We start from the raw sequence: 18,816 nt of genomic DNA, 5'->3' as shown, positions 1-18,816 counted from the left end.
ACATTTGTTGTCTAGAGGTGGTTCAGTATGTCTTTATCATGGTCAGTACCCGATTTGCTTCAGCACAAGCAAGAGGGATTGAGTTTTCACGAAGAAGTTGTATTGCCTCTGGAATTGTTTCGCGCAGATCCTGAAATACGGAGAATGTCGCCTATTGACGTAAAGGGCGTTGTTGAATTTTCAAAACGGTCACTCACTTTTCACCTGCAGATCAGGGGCAAGATGGTGTTGCCGTGTGCTGTGACTCTGGAAGATGTCGATTACCCCTTTAAAATCAATTCGTCTGAGACGTTTTTGCTTGCCGGAGCCGCAGAAGATCCGGCGGTAAAAGGCGAATTTGTTCACAGTATTGAAGAAGAGCGTATCGACCTCGTGCCTTATTTGGTGGAAGCGATTATGGTTGAAAAACCGATGCGTGTCGTCAGTGAAAAAGCGAAAGCCGATCTGCATATAACGGGAGAAGGCTGGACGTTTGTTAAGGGCGGCCAATCGAAACGGCAAATAGATCCGAGGTTTGAAAAACTGAAGAAGTTTTTTGATGAATAATTGTTTGAGGGGGTGTGAACCGTGGCAGTACCTAAAAGAAGAACATCTACGACTCGCAAAAATAAACGCCGCACGCATTTTAAGCTGGCCGTTCCGGGCATGGTAAAATGCGACAATTGCGGAGAATATAAGCTGGCTCATCGTGTATGCCCGAATTGTGGCTCATACAGGGGCGAAGAAGTCGTTGAAAAATAATAGGCCATTCGAATGAAGAGCGTCGGCTCTTCATTTTTTTTTACAATGTTTTTTTTCGGGGCCAATGAGCGGGGAAAGGAAAGTCCGTCTCTCTCTCTTTACCGGGGCCGTCCGGAGGCGTGCGGCGCATGTTTCACCGCAGAAAAAGCTATTAATATTGCTTGAACATTGCCTGCCCCATCAATTGCTTGCCCGGGCGATGGGGCGGTCTTTTTTGAGCATCGCCGGGCCCCCATATTTCGAATCTTAACTGCATCGGCGGTTGCCCTTTTGTGACAGCCTCGTTTTTTTTAAACTTCTCTTCTCAACCGTTCAATCTTCTATTTCAGGGGCTGAAAACTTAGAGAAAAATCCGGCCTTCTCTTCTACCGATCCTATCATCCGCATATTGATGGAAAAGGAGCAATTCTCATGCTTCCGATCTGAGAGAAAAGAGGGGAAATCAATGCCGTCCATTCGACAGGATGCTTGGTCGCACACTGAAGATGTGAGACTTGCGGAAACCATTCTTCGGCATATCGGTGAAGGAAGTACACAACTGGCTGCATTCAAGGAGGCGGGCAGCCTTCTCTCGCGAACCCCCGCAGCCTGCGGGTTTCGCTGGAATTCAGCCGTGCGCAGACAATTCGAGAAAGAAATGAAAGAAGCAAAAGAGAGACGCCGTGCCTATAAAAAAAGAAAGAAGGCGGCGAAAATCCCGGAGCAGGCGGAAATTGTTTCAGAGTCCGCGTCCCCCGAACCGGCTGTTGCCGAACCTTTCATTAATCAGACGATCCGCTTTCTGAACCGGCTGAAAACGGATTCGGGCGCGAGCCTTCCGCACGATGTGAAAATTCAGCTGGAACGGCTCAAAAGCGAAAACAGAGTGCTCGATGAGGCATACAGAAGACTTGAAAAGGAATATTCCGGACTGAAGAAAAACTATGAATCACTCCTGAATGTTCTGGAAATTGTTGATCAGGCAAGAGCGAAGATGCCGAGGGGCGAAGAAAGAGCAGAAATAAAAGATCAAGCCCGTTGAAACGGACCGCACGAAACAGGCGCACCCGCAAGACTCCGAAAAGATGAAATGCAGCAGACGAAAGTCTCAGCCATTTGATCTTTTTTTGTGTGCAGCGGAGTTCTAGGAGGAATCTGCTTGCCCGGATCAGGCACCGTCCGGTATATTCGATCATTTTCAGTTTCCCGGGGAGGAAATCCTTAAAATCAAAACGAATAATTAAAATAGAGTGGTGCAAAGTGGGGGATTGTGGTACAGTAAGACAAAGAGGAGGCGGATCCCGATGTTTATGGGATCGTTCAATCACAGCATAGACATCAAAGGACGCCTTATTATTCCCTCGAAGTTTCGTGAGGAGCTGGGGGAAACATTTGTGATGACACGCGGTCTCGACCAGTGCCTTTTTGTTTATCCGATGGAGGAATGGCATCGAATTGAAGAAAAACTGAAAGCTCTTCCGTTCACCAAGAAAGACGCACGGGCATTCACACGTTTTTTTTTCTCGGGAGCGTGCGAATGCGCATTGGACAGGCAGGGCCGCGCCTCGATCGGCAGTGTGCTTCGCGATTATGCCAAACTGGAAAAAGACTGCGTGATCATCGGGGTATCGAGCCGGTTGGAAATTTGGGATGAAAGTACCTGGAAACATTATTATGAACAGTCGGAAGAATCTTTCAGCGATATTTCGGAAAGCCTGCTTGATTTGGATCTGTAATTTTGAAAAAGGATCGGTTTATCTGTCGGACAGGAGCCGGGTAGTATGTTTGAACATATCACAGTATTAAAACATGAAGCAGTTGACGGACTGGCTGTTAAACCGGACGGGGTGTACCTGGACTGTACACTGGGCGGCGGCGGCCACAGTGAAGAAATCGTCAAAAGATTGCGGAACGGCCGCCTTTATGCATTCGATCAGGACCAGGAGGCTCTGGATGCCGCGGAACAGCGCCTGAAAGACTACCGTTCCCAAATAACGTTTATTAAATCTAATTTTCGAAAGATGAAGAGTGAACTGGCGGAAAGAGACGTCCGGCACGTCGACGGAATTCTTTTCGATCTCGGCGTCTCCTCTCCTCAGTTCGATCATGCCGAAAGGGGATTCAGCTATCAGCATGACGGGCCTTTGGATATGCGGATGGACAGGGATCAGGATCTGAGTGCCGAGACGGTCGTCAATGACTGGCCTTATGAAAAACTGACTCACATTTTTTTCATGTACGGTGAGGAACGTTTCTCCCGGCAGATCGCGAAAATGATTGAGAAGCGCCGTGCAGAAAGCCGGATTAAAACGACCGGAGAACTGGCCGAAATTGTGAAAGAAGCCATACCTGCTCCTGCGAGACGGACGGGCGGCCATCCCGCGAAACGCGTTTTCCAGGCACTGCGCATCGCTGTCAACGATGAACTCGGCAGTCTTGAAGAGGCTCTTTATCAGTCGCTGGAACTGATAAATATAGGCGGAAGAATTTCCGTCATCACGTTTCAGTCGCTCGAAGACAGACTTTGCAAACAATTTTTTAAAAAATACAGTGAACCGCCTGAGTTGCCGCCGGGTCTTCCGGTGCTTCCGCTTAACGCTCTTCCTGTTTTGAAAAGAATCGGCAGGAAGCCGGTCCTTCCATCGGAGGAAGAACTGAAAGAAAATCACCGTGCACATTCGGCAAAATTAAGAGTGGCAGAAAAAATAAGAGCGATTAAGGAGGAGACCGTGTGATGAGTCAGACGCAACACGCACCTTTATTAGGACAGGGACAGGCTGAGACAAAAAGACGGGCCGCTGCCGAGCCGGTCACTGTGACCCGCCACATCAGCAAAGGGGAAAAATGGCTTTGGGCATCGGCCGGCGTTGTCGTCTTCTTTCTTGCTCTGATGATGGTCATTAATCAGACCCGAATTTTCATGGCCTCGAAAGATACCGCCATTCTGCAATCCAGGCTGGACAGTCAGTCGAAAACCACACAGCAGCTGCAGGCCGACGCGGACAGCCTGAGTTCTCCGGAACGCATCGTCAGCTTCGCAGAGAAACAACTGGGCCTGAAACTGGATATAAAAAATATCAAAGTGCTTCCATAAGGTGGTTCAGTCGGATGATTCAGAGAAAAAGAAAATCAATGAGTTTTTGGGCAGCAGCAGTCGGCGGGATTTTTATGCTGGCTTTTTTTATCCTTATCGGCCGTTTTGTATTTATTGCCCAGGGGAAAGAAATCGACGGCCATAATTTGATCCAGGTCGGAAAAAATCAATGGTCGGATTACGAAGTTGTTAATGAAAAGCGGGGAACCATTTATTCAGGCGACGGCCGGGTCCTTGCCGAAGATGTCCCCGCCTACACACTTTATGCCGTAGTCAGCTCCAAAGCCGATTCATATGTCAAAGATAAGGTGAAAACAGCAAGCGAGCTCGCCCCGATTCTGAACATGAAGGAATCGGCTGTGCTGGCTATTTTAAATAAGAAGGCTTATCAGGTCGAGTTTGGATCGAACGGGAAAATGCTGAGCGAGGCCAAAAAAAGTCAGATCGATCGTCTCAAACTTCCGGGAATCGGTTTCACGACCGAATCGGAACGTTTTTATCCCGAACAGTCCGGTGCCGCCTACACGATCGGATTCACACGGCCGAGCGCCGACGGCAGCCAGCAGACCGGTGTGCTGGGCATTGAGCAGTCACTGAATCGCTATTTAACAGAAAAGGACGGAATGGTCCGTTATTACCGAAGCCTGGGCGGCGTTCCGATTCCGGATGAGAGCCGGCAGATCACCCAGGCATCGCCCGGCAACGATGTCCATCTGACTTTAAATACTCAGATACAGACTGTGCTCGATCAGGCAATGACCGGCGTTTATAATACGTATAAGCCGTCAAGTATGATCGGCATCGTAGCCGATCCGAAAACGGGGAAAATTCTTGCCCTTTCCACTCTCCCCGATTTTAATCCCAATCTGCACAATATTACACAATTTAACAATATTGCCATTTCATCGCCCTATGAACCGGGATCGGTCATGAAAATTTTTACTGTTGCGTCGGCGATTGATTCCGGCTCATTCCACGGCACGGCGACGTACAAGTCGGGAAGCTATACGACCGCAGGCGGAACGATACACGACTGGAATTATTCCGGCTGGGGAATGATAGACTTCGATCAGGCGTTTGAACTGTCATCCAATGTCGGCATGTCCGTTCTGACCGATCAATATCTGGGGCCGGACAAGCTCGGCGCTTATTTAAAAAAATTCGGATTCATGCAGAAAACGGGTATAGATCTTCCCGGCGAAAGTTCCAGTCTCGTCAATTGGGGATCGAAAATTGATAAATTGGAAACATCGTTCGGCCAGTCATCCGCGTTCACAGCGATGCAGATTGTCCAGGCGGCGACGGCGATCGCCGACAACGGAACGATGATGCGGCCGTACGTGGTCGATAAAATTGTCAATCCGGATACGCACAAAACGGTTCTGGCAAACCATCCGACGGTAGCCGGCCGCCCGATATCGGCACAGGCGGCGGAACAGACACGGGCGCTGATGCGCCAGGTCGTCAGCAATAAGAATGTCGTTAACGGATACGGAGCGACCGGAACACTTTACGATCTGCCGGGCTATGATGTGATTGGAAAGACCGGCACCGCGCAGATTGCGGAAAACGGCCAGTATTTGACCGGGAAAAACAATTATGTTTATTCTTTTCTCGGCATGGCGCCGCAAAACGACCCGAAAGTCATCGTCTACGTTGCCGTCAAACAGCCGCACCTGAAGCCGACCGATACCGGAGAAGAACCTGTGGTGAACGTCGTAAAACCGGTCATGAGCAGTACGCTTGAGTATATGCAGGTTCAGAAAAAAACGACCGCAACCGTCAATCAGCAAAACAATAGCTCCTCCATTCTTAATCAATTTATCGGGAGTCCGATCGACCAGGCCGTCCAGTCATTGAAGGCCAAAGGGTTCGATCCGGTCGCTGTCGGTACGGGTCAGGTTGTCGGCCAGATGCCCTATCCGGGAGAACAGCTCATTAAAGGCAGCAAAGTGATTCTCTTAGGGAGCGGGACAGGGAAGATGCCGGATCTGACCGGATGGTCTCTTGCAGACAGCATGAAACTGGCGAACGCCGCCGGTATGAAACTGACTGCTAAGGGAGACGGATTTGTCGCTTCTCAGAAACCGGCTCCCGGTTCGATTATCAAGGCAGGCGATACACTGGCTGTTGAGTTAAAACCTCAATAAAATCAATTCCGGCAACAGCGCTAAACAGCTGCCGCCGGCCTTCACGGGCGAACGTCCGTGAAGCAGGAAGAGCCCGTTCTATTTTTCCGGTCCTGCACATATGGGTAGGACAAGGAGAGATGGGAGGGGCTCGTTTTGCGTTTATCGAATGCGAAGGTAAGAAAACGGCTGCTGCTGATACTGATACTGGGTCTTGTCGTGTTTGCGGTCTTTATCGGGCGTCTCGCTTATGTGCAGATTTTCCAGAACGGCTGGCTGACAGGAAAAGCACTGGATTCGTGGAGCCGCGAGATTCCTTACGAAGCGGAGCGCGGAGAAATTCTCGACAGTCAGGGCAAAGTACTGGCGGCCAATGTGAGCAGCCCTTCTGTTCTGGTCGTGCCGAAGCAAGTGCGCAACCCGTCGCTGACCGCTGAGAAACTGGCAAGCGCCCTGGGCATGTCCAAACAGACAGCTTTAGCGGACATTACAAAAAAGCAGTCGATTGTCCGTATTACACCCGAAGGCAGGAAAATAACGAATGACAAAGCAACGGCGCTTAAAGTACTGGGGCTTCCGGGCGTCTTCATCGCCGAAGACTTCAAGCGGAACTATCCGAACGGCAACTATCTGGCCCATGTGCTCGGATTTACCGGAATTGACAATCAAGGGCTTACCGGGCTGGAGTCCTATTATAACGATGGATTGAAGGGACAGAACGGACATGTCTCTTTCTACTCGGATGCTCAGGGGAACCGGATGTCGAGCCTGAAAGATCAATACATTCCCCCGAAAAGCGGGTCCAATCTGATGCTGACGATTGATTCGCGCGTTCAGTCGATTATTGAACGTGAACTGAATAACGCGATGGCCACGTATCACCCCGACAGTGCGCTCGCCATTGCGATGGATCCGAATAACGGCGATATCCTTGGCATGTCGTCGAAACCGGATTTTAATCCGGCAAACTATAAAAACGTTTCTGCTTCGGTGTATAATCACAATCTGCCGATCTGGAAAACCTATGAACCCGGATCGACTTTCAAGGTCATTACACTGGCTGCGGCTTTGCAGGAAAACGTCGTCGATCTGAATAAAGATCGCTTTTACGACTCCGGAGCAATCAGCGTCGGCGGCACGCAGCTGCATTGCTGGAAGAAGGGCGGGCACGGATCGGAAACTTTCCTGCAGGTCGTGCAAAATTCATGCAACCCGGGCTTCGTCGCTCTCGGGCAAAGGCTGGGTAAAGACCGGCTGTTTTCCTATATAAATAAATTCGGATTCGGCGAAAAGACGGGCATTGATTTACCGGGCGAGGGGAAGGGCATCCTTTTTAATAAAAATAAAGTCGGTCCCCTGGAACTGGCGACAACGGCATTCGGCCAGGGCGTCTCGGTTACGCCGATTCAGCAGATCGCGGCGGTTTCCGCGGCCATTAACGGCGGATACCTTTACGAACCGCATCTGGCCAAAGCGTGGCTTGATCCGAAAACGGGACAAATGATCGATCGGATCCAGCCTGTCATGAAGAGACAGGTTATCTCTTCGGCAACGTCGAAAAAGGTCCGGGACACCCTGGAAAGCGTCGTGGCGCAGGGAACCGGGCGCAACGCTTATGTGGAAGGCTATCGCGTCGGCGGAAAAACGGGAACGGCTCAGAAAGTCAATCCGAACGGCGGAGGCTACATGGCCAATAATTATATCGTTTCATTCATGGGATTCGCTCCGGCAAATGATCCTCAGATCGTCGTCTATGTGGCGATCGACAATCCGAAAGGAACGATTCAATTCGGCGGAACCGTCTCGGCGCCGATTGCCGGAAAGATCATCGGCGACAGCCTGAGCGCGCTCGGCATTAAAAAAACGGGCGGCGGCATAGAGAAACAGGTCAAATGGCCGGATCAGCCGTTGATTAAGGTACCCAATTTTGTCGGCATGAGAAAGGAGGAACTGATGAATTCGGTGACCGGTCTGAGGCTGGAAGAATTAGGAAAGGGCGATGTCGTGACGCTGCAGTCGCCGAAACCGGGCACTAAGGTCAAACAAGGTTCAACAATAATGATATACTTAGGTGACAAAAAGAAACCGTGAGATTACAATAAGCAATGGACAGAGAGCCGGGCGCGCCTCGTGCCGGGCTCTCTGATATACATAGGGGAAAATCCGCGCCGGGCGCGGATCGGTCCTGTATGTCGTCCAATTTATCCAAGTATAGTTAAGGACGTGTTTTCGATGAAATTGGCAGATTGCCTAGAAGCGCTGACTGACTTCAGGCAAGATGGAGAAGGAAATCCGGACATAACCGGAGTGACTGTTGACTCCCGGAAAATAAAGCCGGGTTGTTTGTTTTTTTGTATCAGGGGCCATCAGGCAGACGGTCACCGCTTTGCCGAACAGGCTGAGAAAAGGGGAGCGGCGGCAATTGTTGCCGAGGAGACAATCGCCTCAGATGTTCCCGTTATTTATGTTAACGATACGCATCGTGCTTTAGCGATGATCGCTGATCACTACTACGGCCATCCAAGCCACAGCCTTCATTTAATCGGCGTTACGGGAACAAACGGGAAAACGACGATTACTTATCTGATTCAGGCCATTCAGGAAGCGGAAGGGATCAGAACCGGACTGATCGGGACAATGGGGATGCGCTATAAAGATCATTTTGTTCCTGTCGACAATACAACACCCGAAACTCACCTCATTCATGAAAATCTCGCATTGATGAAAAAAGAAGGGGCGGATTCCGTCGTTATGGAAACTTCATCAAATGCGCTCTATGACGGCAGGGTCCGAGGCTGCGATTTTAATATCGCTATCTTTACCAATCTGACCGAGGATCATCTCGATCTTCACGGGTCGATGAAAGATTATATGTATGCCAAAAGCCTGCTCTTCTCACAGCTCGGCAATCGCTACGGGAATCCAAGGGAGCTGAAGGCCGCCGTGCTCAACGCCGATGACAGGGCATCCGAAGTCTATAAGCATATGACGGCGGCTCATGTAATGACTTATGCCATCGATCACGAGGCCGATTTTCGGGCCTCTTCGATACAGATTAAACCATCGGGAACGTCGTTTACTCTTTCGGCTAAGGGTGAAAATTATCCGGTGGCGATGCGGTTAATCGGAAAGTTCAGCGTTTATAATGTACTCGCCGCGTTTGCCGCCTGTTCGCTGAAGGGGCTGGACATCGCGGGGATGATTCGAACCGTGGAACAGATCAAAGGAGTACCAGGCCGCTTTGAAACCGTCAACGCCGGCCAGAATTTTACCGTCATTGTCGACTATTCCCACACACCGGATAGTTTGCAAAATGCCCTGTCGACGATTAAGGAATTCGCTGAAAAGCGCGTGATCACCGTTGTCGGATGCGGCGGAGACAGGGAACGGGGCAAGCGTCCGATCATGGCGAAAATTGCCGTGGACAACAGCAATCTTGCCGTTCTCACTTCGGATAACCCGCGCACGGAGGATCCGGCAGCGATTATTCGTGAAATGGAGGCGGGCGTCACCGGGCGGCCCTATAAAAAAATGACGGACCGCCGTGAAGCGATCAGATTTGCGGTGCGCCAGGCTGCGGAAGGTGATATCATATTAATTGCCGGAAAAGGGCATGAGACGTATCAGATCATCGGGACAGTCAAACATCACTTTGACGACCGGGAGACAGCGAAAGAAGCGATCATTGATCGGATGAACGAGACTCCATCTGCCGAATGATCCGTTGCCGACCGCAAGACGGCATTCATAACTTTTTTATAAAAGGAGATTTCCGAATGGGTATTGGTGTGGATTTAATCATGGGGCAGGCCATTCAAACGGCGGGCGATACGGGGAGGCTGAGCCGTTTTACGGTCATGACGGACAGCCGCAAACCGGTGATGAACGGCCTTTTTGTCCCCCTGGTCGGCGAACATTTCAACGGACACCGTTATCTTAAGCAGGCGATTGAGAACGGGGCCGCGGCTTCCCTGTGGATGGAAAGAGAGCCGCGGCCGACGGATATTCCTGCGGATTTCCCGCTGTTTTTCGTGGGTGATACTTTGGAAGCCCTTCAGGGCATAGCGAAAAGCTATTTATACCGCTGTCGGCCGAAAGTCGTTGCTATTACAGGGTCCAATGGAAAAACAACAACCAAAGATATGGTTTACGGTATTTTGCGTAAAACATTCAGGACATATAAAACACGGGGCAATCTGAACAACCACATCGGCATGCCGCTGACGATTCTTTCGATGCCTGAAGACACGGAAGTGCTGGTGCTCGAAATGGGGATGAACCATTTTGGGGAATTGACTTTTCTCAGCCAGCTGGCAAAACCCGACATCGCAATTATCACGAATATCGGTGAATCGCATATTGAATTTCTGGGCAGCAGACAGGGAATTGCCAGAGCCAAACTGGAGATTACGAACGGGCTCAGGCGGGGAGGAACTTTAATTATCGACGGAGATGAACCGCTTCTGTCCAATATTCACACGAAAGCTTTTCGCATTGTTTCATGCGGCTACAGCGATGACTGCGACTGGGAAATCACGGAGGTGAAGGAGCGTGCGGACGGTTACCGTTTCTCTCTCAATCATGGAGAAAATGTTTACACGGTCCCGGTGCTCGGCCGGCATAATGTGAAAAATGCGGTCTATAGTTTAGCTGCGGCGCGAATTCTCAATGTCAGCCGTCCGTCAATTGAAGAAGGCCTGAGCCATTTAAGTCTGACACAGATGCGTTTTGAAAAAGTCAGAGGCCTCAACGGCAGCCTGTTAATCAATGACTGCTACAATGCGAGTCCGACCTCGATGAGAGCCTCCCTGGAAACGCTCAAAACGCTTGGCGGCTTTGAAAAGCGCGTGGCCGTTGTCGGCGACATGTATGAGCTCGGAAGGGATGAGGAGCGGCTTCACAATAGCGTGGCCAGGGTGCTGACTCCTCCTCTGACGCATGTCGTTACCATTGGGAAAAAGGGCGCCTGGATCGTTGAACCCTTGCAGACAAGTGAAAAAGATCGGGCGCTGAGCGTCCGCTCCTTTTCGGCAAAGGAAGATGCCCTGCCGTATTTGAAAATGCTGCTCGATGATCGGACGGTCATGCTGTTTAAAGCCTCCAGACTGCTTCAGCTTGAGGAACTGGTCAAAGTATTGAGCGGCAGCCCGTTGCCGCAGAAATTATCCAGCGATTGATCCGGGGCCGGACATCGGCTATTATTGCCCTGAAACACGCCGGAATTCAGAAAGCTTTTTAATCAGTTCTGTGCCCGGACAGCCGGCCGGCTTCGGATGCAGATTTTGCGGACTCCGGACACCTTGGCGCCCGCAGGCGGAGAAATGTCTTTTTTCCGAAAAACCGGCCGCTCTCTCCTTCGGCATTCACTGATCACGCACCTAAAGGAGCGAAACGATTCATGACACTGGTTTTGTTGTTTGGTTTAGCGATATCATTTCTTATCACGCTTGTTTTTGCCCCCTTTTTTATACCCATACTAAGGAAGATGCACTTCGGGCAGTACATCAGGGAGGAAGGGCCGAAAAGCCACATGAAAAAGGCGGGGACCCCGACAATGGGCGGCGTCATTTTTCTGATCGGGCTGATCGGCAGCCTGCTGATCATGGCATTGAAATACCACATGGCAACGGAAGAAACCTATATGCTGCTGTTTGTCACGCTTGGATTCGGTTTGATCGGTTTTGTCGACGATTTCATCAAAGTCGTTATGAAACGCAATATGGGTCTGACGTCGAAGCAGAAAATGCTCGCACAGTTTATCGTTGCACTTGTTTTCTGGGTAATTGTTGCGCGATTTAACTATTCGACGTATCTTTCCATTCCGGGAACGGCCTGGATGATTGATCTGCACTGGCTGTATCCTCTCTTTGCCCTATTCCTGCTGATCGGCGTCCCGAACGCCACCAATCTGACGGACGGCATGGACGGACTGCTTTCCGGACTCGCATCCATTGCCTTCGCAGCTTATGCGATTATTGCTTATTTTTCGATGAATCTGGGCGTTGCCGTTTTCTCGGCCGCCATGCTCGGCGCTCTGCTCGGCTTTCTGATTTTCAATGCCCATCCGGCCAGGGTATTTATGGGCGATACGGGATCTTTGGCAATCGGCGGGGCGCTTGCGGGGATCGCGATTCTGACAAAAACGGAAATTCTGCTGGCCGTGATCGGCGGCGTTTTCGCGATTGAAACGCTGTCGGTCATCATTCAGGTCGTCTCATTTAAGACGACGGGACGGCGTGTATTCAGAATGAGTCCGATTCACCACCATTTTGAGCTTTCAGGATGGTCGGAATGGAAAGTTGTGACGGTTTTCTGGCTTGTCGGGCTGGTGCTTGCCGTCATTGGAATCTATTTGAAAGTGGGGCTGAGCGGTTGAAAAAATCAGATAAATACCTGGATAAACGAGTGCTTGTGCTTGGACTGGGCAGAAGCGGCTATGCTGCAGCCAAATTAATGAAAAGTCTCGGGGCGGACGTCACGGTGAACGACCGCGGGAATCTTGAAGGGAACCCTCACGCGGCCGAGCTGAAAAAAATCGGCATCCGTGTGGTCGGCGGCGGGCACCCGCCCGATCTTGTTGATAAGGAACTGGCGGTCCTGATTAAAAATCCGGGGATTCCCTACAGCAATCCGCTTGTTCAGAAAGCCCGGCAGCTGGGCATACGGATCATCACCGAAGTCGAAATAGCGTACGAACTGTCCGATGCTCCGTTTATCGGCATTACCGGATCCAACGGGAAAACGACGACAACAATGCTTCTCGGGGAAATGATGAAGGGCTCGGCCGCCGTGCCGATTGTTGCCGGAAATATCGGGACCGCGCTGACCGGAATCGTTGGGGAAGCAACGGATAAAAATGTGATTGTCGCCGAGTTGTCGAGTTTTCAGCTGCTTGGAACGGAACAGTTCCGTCCGAAAATCGCTGTTGTACTGAACATTTTCGATCACCATCTGGACTATCACGGAACCGTTGAAAATTATGCGCGTGCCAAGGCACGCATTACGGTTAACCAGACAGCGGACGACGTACTCGTCTATAACGCCGACAGTGAACGGGTTGTCTCTTTTATTGCCGGAAAAACAAAGGCGCGGAAGGTCCCTTTTTCGATGACCGGCAGAACGGAGGACGGCGCTTATATCGAAGACGGAGCCATTTATTTTCGGACGGAGCGGATTCTTGAATGCAGCGAAATGGGGCTGCCGGGCACCCACAATCTTCAGAACGCGCTTGCCGCCGTTGCGGCGGCAAAAATATGCGGCGTACCGACGGCGCATATTGTCCGGATATTGAAAACATTCACGGGCGTCCGTCATCGCCTCCAATATGTCAATGTCACACGGGGCAGGACGGTCTACAACGATTCAAAGGCGACGAACATACTGGCAACGTCGAAAGCGCTGACTTCTTTTCCCGGAAAATCGATCGTGCTGCTGGCAGGCGGACTGGACCGCGGCAATACGTTCGATGCGCTGATCCCTTATTTAAAAAAGGCCGATATCAAAGCGGCGCTTCTTTTCGGCGAGACAAAAGACAAACTGCGTGATGCCTGCGAAAGAGCCGGCATTGCGCGGGTTGAAAATGTTGAAAATGTCGAGCAGGCCGTTCCGGAAGCTTTCCGCCTTTCCGGGCCGGGCGACGTCGTTCTCCTGTCGCCGGCCTGTGCCAGCTGGGATCAATATGACTCATTCGAACAACGGGGTGACATCTTTATTAGCGAAGTGAATAAGTTTAGATAAGGACAGGTCGGTCTGCGGCAGTTCAGCAGGCGACTCGAGGGCCTGATCTGAACGGAGTGTTGTGCATGCCCGAACATCGATCGTCACCGGACCGTTTGCTGCTTGTCGTTGCTTTCGCCCTTTTGGCTGTGGGGCTGATCATGGTATATAGTGCAAGCGAAGTCTGGGCTTCCTACAAGTTCGGAGGAGATTCGTTCTACTTTTTTAAAAGACAGCTTCTTTTCGCTGCGATCGGAACCGTGCTTATGTTTATGGTGATGAGGATTGATTATCGGATCTGGCGTTCGTGGGCGAAAGTCGGCATGGCTGTCTGCTTTCTGCTGCTGATTCTCGTGGTGATCCCGGGAGTCGGCCTTGTGCGCGGGGGGGCGAGCAGCTGGCTCGGAGTGGGAGCTTTCTCGATCCAGCCTTCTGAATTCATGAAAGTTGCCTTGATCATTTATTTGTCCAGACACCTTTCCGAGCATCAGCCGGCGCTTCGCTATTTCAGAAAGGGCCTGCTGCCGGCCCTTCTTCCTGTTTTTCTCGCTTTCGGGCTGATCATGCTTCAGCCCGATCTCGGAACGGGGACGGTGCTTGTTCTGACCTGCATTACCATGATATTTGTCGCCGGAGCCCGTATCCGCCACTTTGCCGTTATGGGAGCGGTCGGAGCGGCCGGAGCGGCTGCACTGATCCTGTCGGCGCCTTATCGGGTTAAGCGGCTGACTTCGTTTGTTAATCCATGGCAGGATCCGCTCGGAAGCGGATTCCAGATTATCCAGTCGCTGCTGGCTATCGGGCCGGGGGGGCTGCTCGGATTCGGGCTGGGCCAGAGCAGACAGAAATATCAATATCTTCCGGAGCCGCAGACCGACTTCATTTTCTCGATTATATCGGAAGAACTGGGGCTCATCGGGGCCGCGGCTGTACTGCTTCTCTTCTGCATGCTGCTCTGGCGCGGCCTGCTGATCGCGATGAAAGCGGACGACTTGTTCGGAACATTGCTGGCCGTCGGAATTACGGGCATGATCGCCATCCAGGTGATGATCAATATCGCTGTCGTCACAGGCCTGATCCCGGTGACCGGAATCACGCTGCCTTTCCTGAGTTACGGCGGATCATCGCTGACTCTGATGCTTGTGTCGATCGGCATACTGCTGAACATCAGCATGTCCGCCCGGCAATAGACAATGTGAACAGCAAACTCTGTTTTATGCGGTCGGTCTGCATAACGGGTTTGCTGTTTTAATCAAAAGAAAATAAAATAGAATTAACGGAGAAGAAAGCGAACAGCGTTTAAAACCCTTCTTCCCGAAGCACCGTATTATCCGATAGATGAGAGAGGGGGAGAGCCGTGGACAGGAAAAAAGTCGTGCCGCTGGAAGACCGGCTTCCGCAATTAAAAAAAGAACGGAAACAAAAGGCAAACCACCGTTTTGTTCTTTACGCATCCTTCTTTTTCCTTCTGCTATTGGTTGTGGTCTATTTTCAGTCTCCGTTCAGCAAAGTCAGCCAGCTTTCCGTATCGGGCGAGCAGCTGGTCAGCTACAGCCAGGTCGTTCAGGCCAGCGGCATTTCCGACCGGACACATATCTGGGATGTCCGGCCCGCAGCCGTTGAAAAACAGATTGAAAAGCTTCCGACCGTCCGGACCGCTTCCGTCCGGGCCGAATTTCCAAACCGCGTAACGATTCGGATACAGGAATACGAACGGAAAGCTTATCTGGAAAAGAACGGCGGATACTATCCGATTCTTCAGAACGGCGCGCTGCTTGCCAAAATTTCCGGCAGCAGGCTGCCTGTTGATGCGCCGGTGTTATACGGTTTCAGCCGTCAGGCCGATTTAAGGGCGGTTACCGAGGGATTGGCGAAGATTCCTCAGCAGGTGATTCATAGCATTTCCGATATCCATTACATATCCGCTCCGACGGACAATGACAACCTGATGCTTTATATGAATGACGGCAACCGCGTAGTTGCCAGTACGAATACTTTTGCTAGGAACATACAGCTTTATCCTGAAATTGCCGCCAGTTTGCCCAAGGGAGCGCACGGGACGATTCATCTCAGTGTCGGCAGTTATTTTGTCCCCGACAGCACGCAAGGCAGCGCCGGAAACTGACCGGAGACAGACGAACAGCACGGGAAGAACCGTCCTGCGAAAAAATTCGGATGGATTAATCTTCTGAATTTTATGTCTTTAACCGGATTAAAAGAAGTTTTCAAATGGATTACTAATCGTGATTATGCCTTTTCTAGTCTACCAAGTTGGTGTAGACTAGAATTTAGTTCTAGTTTCATCGTTTGCTCTTTTAATTTGGGAATGAAAAAGTAAGGGATTCTCTTCATTTTATTCTCAAGAATGCCGATGAAAACATGTAGAACGGGATGATTTTTTGTTTTATCGATTAAAATAAAGGGATATGTTCTGTTTTGTAGAATACAAAGATTAAGGTGTGTTTCTATAATGAGGAGCAGAAAGCGTTGGGTTGAAAATAAAATGAGCCTTCCTTTGTCTTTCAGAAGTCCAGCCATTTATCACTCGATCCAAACATCCCGAATAGAGGAACAACGGATGCTCAGGTAAAGGGGGTGCCACAGAATGAACAGCGAGGATGTATTTGTTAGCCTAGACATCGGTACGTCCAGTATTAAGGTTGTCATCGGAGAAATGGCCGGCGAATCCCTTAACGTCATTGGTGTTGGCGAATCTGTATCATATGGGATCAGGAAAGGTTCTATTGTTGATATCGATGAAACGGTCCGGTCCATTCAGAATGCCGTGGAACAGGCTGAAAGAATGGTGGGTCTGAATATTAAAAGCGTGATCGTCGGTGTTTCCGGAAACCATATCCAGCTAAGGCACTGTCATGGTATTGTAGCTGTCTCCAATGAGAATCATGAGATTGGCGATGTCGATATCGCAAGAGTCATAGATGCCGCCCAGGTCATGTCCATTCCTCCCGAGCGGGAGATCATCGACGTTGTGCCGGAACAGTTCATCGTTGACGGAGTGGATGAAATTCACGACCCGAGAGGAATGATCGGGGTCAGGCTTGAGATGGAAGGAACGCTGATCACAGGATCCAAAACTGTTCTCCATAATTTGCTGCGTTGCGTGGAGAAGGCGGGATTGCAGATTTCGGATGTCTGCCTGCAGACACTTGCGCTCAGTTCGGTTGCCCTGTCCAAAGACGAGAAGAATCTCGGTGTCGCCCTGATCGATATAGGCGGGGGAGCGACGAGTGTTGCCGTTTTTGATCAAGGATCTCTGCTTTCCACATTCGAGCTGCCCATCGGAGGAAATCATATTACAAAAGACATATCGATTATTCAGCGAATTCCCACGGATGAAGCGGAACAGCTGAAGGTCAAGCATGGCGCGGCCTTTGTCGGAATCGCATCCGAGGAGGATACTTTTACGGCTTCGCAGATCGGCAGCGCCAAAAAACAGATGCTCAATCAGGAAGAGCTTGCGGAGATCATTGAAGCAAGGATGGCGGAAATTTTCGATATTGTCCGCGAAGAACTGGAAAGAATCGGAATTTACGATCTTCCGGGCGGCTTTGTGCTGACCGGCGGCGTGACGGCTATGCCCGGCGTGCTGGATCTTGCGGTCAATAAACTGGCTTCCAACGTCCGCATTGCGGCACCGGATTATATCGGCGTTCGCGAACCAAAGTATACGGCCTGCATCGGTCTCATCCAGTTCGCCTATCACAATGTCAAGATTCAGGGCAAAGAAGTTGCGGCTGCCGTTGCTCCCGAACGCTATGAAGCTGAGCCGAAACAACGAAAGCAAAAAAAGAAGATAAATCTGGATCGAAATGAACATGAAGGCGTAACGGCCAAAGTGAAGAACTGGTTCAATTTATTCTTCGATTAATCGGGTGGCGGAATCATTATATGGGAGGAAATGAACAATGTATGAGAACGATGTGGAGATGGAGGAACGTCTCGCGAAAATAAAAGTCATCGGCGTGGGTGGCGGCGGAAATAATGCGGTCAACCGAATGATCGAAAGCGGCATTCAGGGGGTTGATTTTGTATGCGCTAATACGGATGCGCAGGCACTCAAGCTGTCGAGGGCGAGAGTCCAGCTTCAGCTCGGCGAAAAGCTGACCCGCGGACTCGGCGCAGGCGCGAACCCCGACATCGGTAAAAAGGCCGCTGAAGAAAGCCGGGATCAGGTCGAAGAAATTCTGAAGGGTGCCGATATGGTATTTATCACGGCCGGCATGGGCGGCGGAACCGGAACGGGTGCCGCACCGGTTATTGCCGAAGTCGCAAAAGAAGTCGGCGCGCTGACTGTCGGGGTAGTTACCCGGCCGTTTACCTTTGAAGGAAGAAAACGGGCCAAGCAGGCTTCGAACGGAATCGCTACACTCAAGGAAAAAGTAGATACATTGATCGTGATTCCGAATGACCGCCTGCTGGAAATCGTCGATAAAAACACACCGATGCTTGACGCGTTCAGAGAGGCAGACAATGTTCTGCGCCAGGGCGTTCAGGGCATATCCGACCTGATCGCTGTTCCCGGCCTGATCAATCTTGATTTCGCCGATGTGAAAACGATCATGACCGAGGGCGGTTCGGCACTGATGGCGATCGGCATTGCTTCGGGAGAAAACAGAGCGGCCGAAGCAGCGAAGAAAGCGATTGCCAGTCCGCTTCTGGAGAAATCGATTGACGGCGCGAGAGGTGTGCTGATGAACATCACGGGCGGGAGCAATCTCAGCCTGTACGAAGTTAATGAAGCAGCGGATATTGTGGCTACGGCAGCGGACGAAGAAGTTAACATGATTTTCGGCTCGGTCATCAGTGAAGAACTGGAAGACGAAATCGTTGTCACTGTGATCGCGACCGGTTTTCAGGAAGAAGCGCAGGAGCATCAGCAGATCAAACCGGAACAGGAGCCTCACCTTGGCCGCCGTCAGGCGGCGAGTGCGGCTTCCGATACGGAAAAAAAGCCGGGCGGCTTGAAACATGAAGTCCGCCGCGATGAAGGGCCGGGTCTTCCGAAACAGCCGCTCCGCAGGCCGCATAGCCTTGTGGAGGACGAGGAGACGTTGGACATTCCGACTTTCCTGCGCAATCGGAGAAGCAAAAATCAATAAGCGGCCGTGCAGCCGGATCAGGCTGCATCCGCCGGAT

The 18,816-nt window shown here is 51.0% G+C and carries 16 protein-coding genes; all 16 read left to right on the top strand.

Features of this window, described 5'->3' with window-relative positions; all coding sequences use genetic code 11:
• The first annotated feature begins 27 nt into the window (after positions 1 to 27).
• The 16 genes from OYT88_RS01225 (at position 28) to ftsZ (ending at position 18,779) form a co-directional block, all read left to right on the top strand.
• Positions 28 to 546: a YceD family protein gene (locus OYT88_RS01225; RefSeq protein ID WP_274397537.1), complete on the top strand. Its 519-nt coding sequence runs from the start codon at positions 28 to 30 to the stop codon at positions 544 to 546.
• Between the two features lie 21 nt (positions 547 to 567).
• Positions 568 to 741 (top strand): 50S ribosomal protein L32, encoded by a 174-nt coding sequence (gene rpmF, locus OYT88_RS01220; RefSeq protein WP_274397536.1) that lies wholly within the window; start codon positions 568 to 570, stop codon positions 739 to 741.
• Positions 742 to 1,186: 445 nt separating this feature from the next.
• Positions 1,187 to 1,762 (top strand): hypothetical protein, encoded by a 576-nt coding sequence (locus OYT88_RS01215; protein ID WP_274397535.1) that lies wholly within the window; start codon positions 1,187 to 1,189, stop codon positions 1,760 to 1,762.
• Positions 1,763 to 2,024: 262 nt separating this feature from the next.
• Positions 2,025 to 2,456 carry a division/cell wall cluster transcriptional repressor MraZ gene (mraZ, locus tag OYT88_RS01210; protein WP_274397533.1) on the top strand — a complete coding sequence of 144 codons (432 nt, stop codon included), beginning with the start codon at positions 2,025 to 2,027 and terminating at the stop codon, positions 2,454 to 2,456.
• 45 nt (positions 2,457 to 2,501) lie between these two features.
• Positions 2,502 to 3,455, top strand: coding sequence for a 16S rRNA (cytosine(1402)-N(4))-methyltransferase RsmH (gene rsmH / locus OYT88_RS01205; protein ID WP_274397531.1), 954 nt, complete (start codon positions 2,502 to 2,504; stop codon positions 3,453 to 3,455).
• The gene (gene ftsL / locus OYT88_RS01200; RefSeq protein ID WP_274397529.1) at positions 3,455 to 3,814 is read left to right on the top strand and encodes a cell division protein FtsL; all 360 of its coding nucleotides are present in this window, start codon (positions 3,455 to 3,457) and stop codon (positions 3,812 to 3,814) included. The genes rsmH and ftsL overlap by 1 nt, the downstream gene beginning before the upstream one ends.
• A 14-nt stretch (positions 3,815 to 3,828) precedes the next feature.
• Complete coding sequence (locus tag OYT88_RS01195; protein ID WP_274397528.1) at positions 3,829 to 5,964, top strand: penicillin-binding transpeptidase domain-containing protein; 2,136 nt, start codon at positions 3,829 to 3,831, stop codon at positions 5,962 to 5,964.
• Between the two features lie 135 nt (positions 5,965 to 6,099).
• Positions 6,100 to 8,034: a stage V sporulation protein D gene (locus OYT88_RS01190; RefSeq protein WP_274397527.1), complete on the top strand. Its 1,935-nt coding sequence runs from the start codon at positions 6,100 to 6,102 to the stop codon at positions 8,032 to 8,034.
• 141 nt (positions 8,035 to 8,175) lie between these two features.
• The gene (locus OYT88_RS01185) at positions 8,176 to 9,663 is read left to right on the top strand and encodes a UDP-N-acetylmuramoyl-L-alanyl-D-glutamate--2,6-diaminopimelate ligase (protein WP_274397526.1); all 1,488 of its coding nucleotides are present in this window, start codon (positions 8,176 to 8,178) and stop codon (positions 9,661 to 9,663) included.
• 56 nt (positions 9,664 to 9,719) lie between these two features.
• Entirely contained in the window at positions 9,720 to 11,120 is a 1,401-nt protein-coding gene (locus OYT88_RS01180) for a UDP-N-acetylmuramoyl-tripeptide--D-alanyl-D-alanine ligase (protein WP_274397525.1), read from the top strand.
• 221 nt (positions 11,121 to 11,341) lie between these two features.
• The gene (gene mraY, locus OYT88_RS01175; RefSeq protein WP_274397524.1) at positions 11,342 to 12,319 is read left to right on the top strand and encodes a phospho-N-acetylmuramoyl-pentapeptide-transferase; all 978 of its coding nucleotides are present in this window, start codon (positions 11,342 to 11,344) and stop codon (positions 12,317 to 12,319) included.
• On the top strand, positions 12,316 to 13,680 hold the full coding sequence (gene murD, locus OYT88_RS01170; protein WP_274397522.1) for a UDP-N-acetylmuramoyl-L-alanine--D-glutamate ligase: 1,365 nt from the start codon (positions 12,316 to 12,318) through the stop codon (positions 13,678 to 13,680). The genes mraY and murD overlap by 4 nt, the downstream gene beginning before the upstream one ends.
• Before the next feature lie 65 nt (positions 13,681 to 13,745).
• Positions 13,746 to 14,849, top strand: coding sequence for a stage V sporulation protein E (gene spoVE / locus OYT88_RS01165; protein ID WP_274397521.1), 1,104 nt, complete (start codon positions 13,746 to 13,748; stop codon positions 14,847 to 14,849).
• Positions 14,850 to 15,016: 167 nt separating this feature from the next.
• Positions 15,017 to 15,784: a cell division protein FtsQ/DivIB gene (locus OYT88_RS01160; RefSeq protein WP_274397520.1), complete on the top strand. Its 768-nt coding sequence runs from the start codon at positions 15,017 to 15,019 to the stop codon at positions 15,782 to 15,784.
• Positions 15,785 to 16,264: 480 nt separating this feature from the next.
• Entirely contained in the window at positions 16,265 to 17,548 is a 1,284-nt protein-coding gene (ftsA, locus tag OYT88_RS01155; RefSeq protein WP_274397519.1) for a cell division protein FtsA, read from the top strand.
• 37 nt (positions 17,549 to 17,585) lie between these two features.
• Positions 17,586 to 18,779 (top strand): cell division protein FtsZ, encoded by a 1,194-nt coding sequence (gene ftsZ, locus OYT88_RS01150; protein ID WP_274397517.1) that lies wholly within the window; start codon positions 17,586 to 17,588, stop codon positions 18,777 to 18,779.
• The last annotated feature ends 37 nt before the right edge of the window (positions 18,780 to 18,816 follow it).

It is taken from the genome of Sporolactobacillus sp. CQH2019, assembly GCF_028765345.1.
Taxonomy (GTDB): domain Bacteria; phylum Bacillota; class Bacilli; order Bacillales; family Sporolactobacillaceae; genus Sporolactobacillus.
The sequence above is the reverse complement of the archived record's forward strand: the minus strand, read 5'-3'. Positions and strand labels throughout refer to the sequence as shown.

What these genes read in the sequence shown, in the direction of transcription:
- OYT88_RS01215 (WP_274397535.1), top strand. Translation starts at nt 1,187, where the DNA reads ATGCCGTCCATTCGACAGGATGCTTGGTCGCACACTGAAGATGTGAGA.
- spoVE (WP_274397521.1), top strand. Translation starts at nt 13,746, where the DNA reads ATGCCCGAACATCGATCGTCACCGGACCGTTTGCTGCTTGTCGTTGCT.
- ftsZ (WP_274397517.1), top strand. Translation starts at nt 17,586, where the DNA reads ATGTATGAGAACGATGTGGAGATGGAGGAACGTCTCGCGAAAATAAAA.
- OYT88_RS01180 (WP_274397525.1), top strand. Translation starts at nt 9,720, where the DNA reads ATGGGTATTGGTGTGGATTTAATCATGGGGCAGGCCATTCAAACGGCG.
- OYT88_RS01195 (WP_274397528.1), top strand. Translation starts at nt 3,829, where the DNA reads ATGATTCAGAGAAAAAGAAAATCAATGAGTTTTTGGGCAGCAGCAGTC.
- ftsA (WP_274397519.1), top strand. Translation starts at nt 16,265, where the DNA reads ATGAACAGCGAGGATGTATTTGTTAGCCTAGACATCGGTACGTCCAGT.
- mraY (WP_274397524.1), top strand. Translation starts at nt 11,342, where the DNA reads ATGACACTGGTTTTGTTGTTTGGTTTAGCGATATCATTTCTTATCACG.
- ftsL (WP_274397529.1), top strand. Translation starts at nt 3,455, where the DNA reads ATGAGTCAGACGCAACACGCACCTTTATTAGGACAGGGACAGGCTGAG.
- OYT88_RS01225 (WP_274397537.1), top strand. Translation starts at nt 28, where the DNA reads ATGTCTTTATCATGGTCAGTACCCGATTTGCTTCAGCACAAGCAAGAG.
- mraZ (WP_274397533.1), top strand. Translation starts at nt 2,025, where the DNA reads ATGTTTATGGGATCGTTCAATCACAGCATAGACATCAAAGGACGCCTT.
- rsmH (WP_274397531.1), top strand. Translation starts at nt 2,502, where the DNA reads ATGTTTGAACATATCACAGTATTAAAACATGAAGCAGTTGACGGACTG.
- OYT88_RS01185 (WP_274397526.1), top strand. Translation starts at nt 8,176, where the DNA reads ATGAAATTGGCAGATTGCCTAGAAGCGCTGACTGACTTCAGGCAAGAT.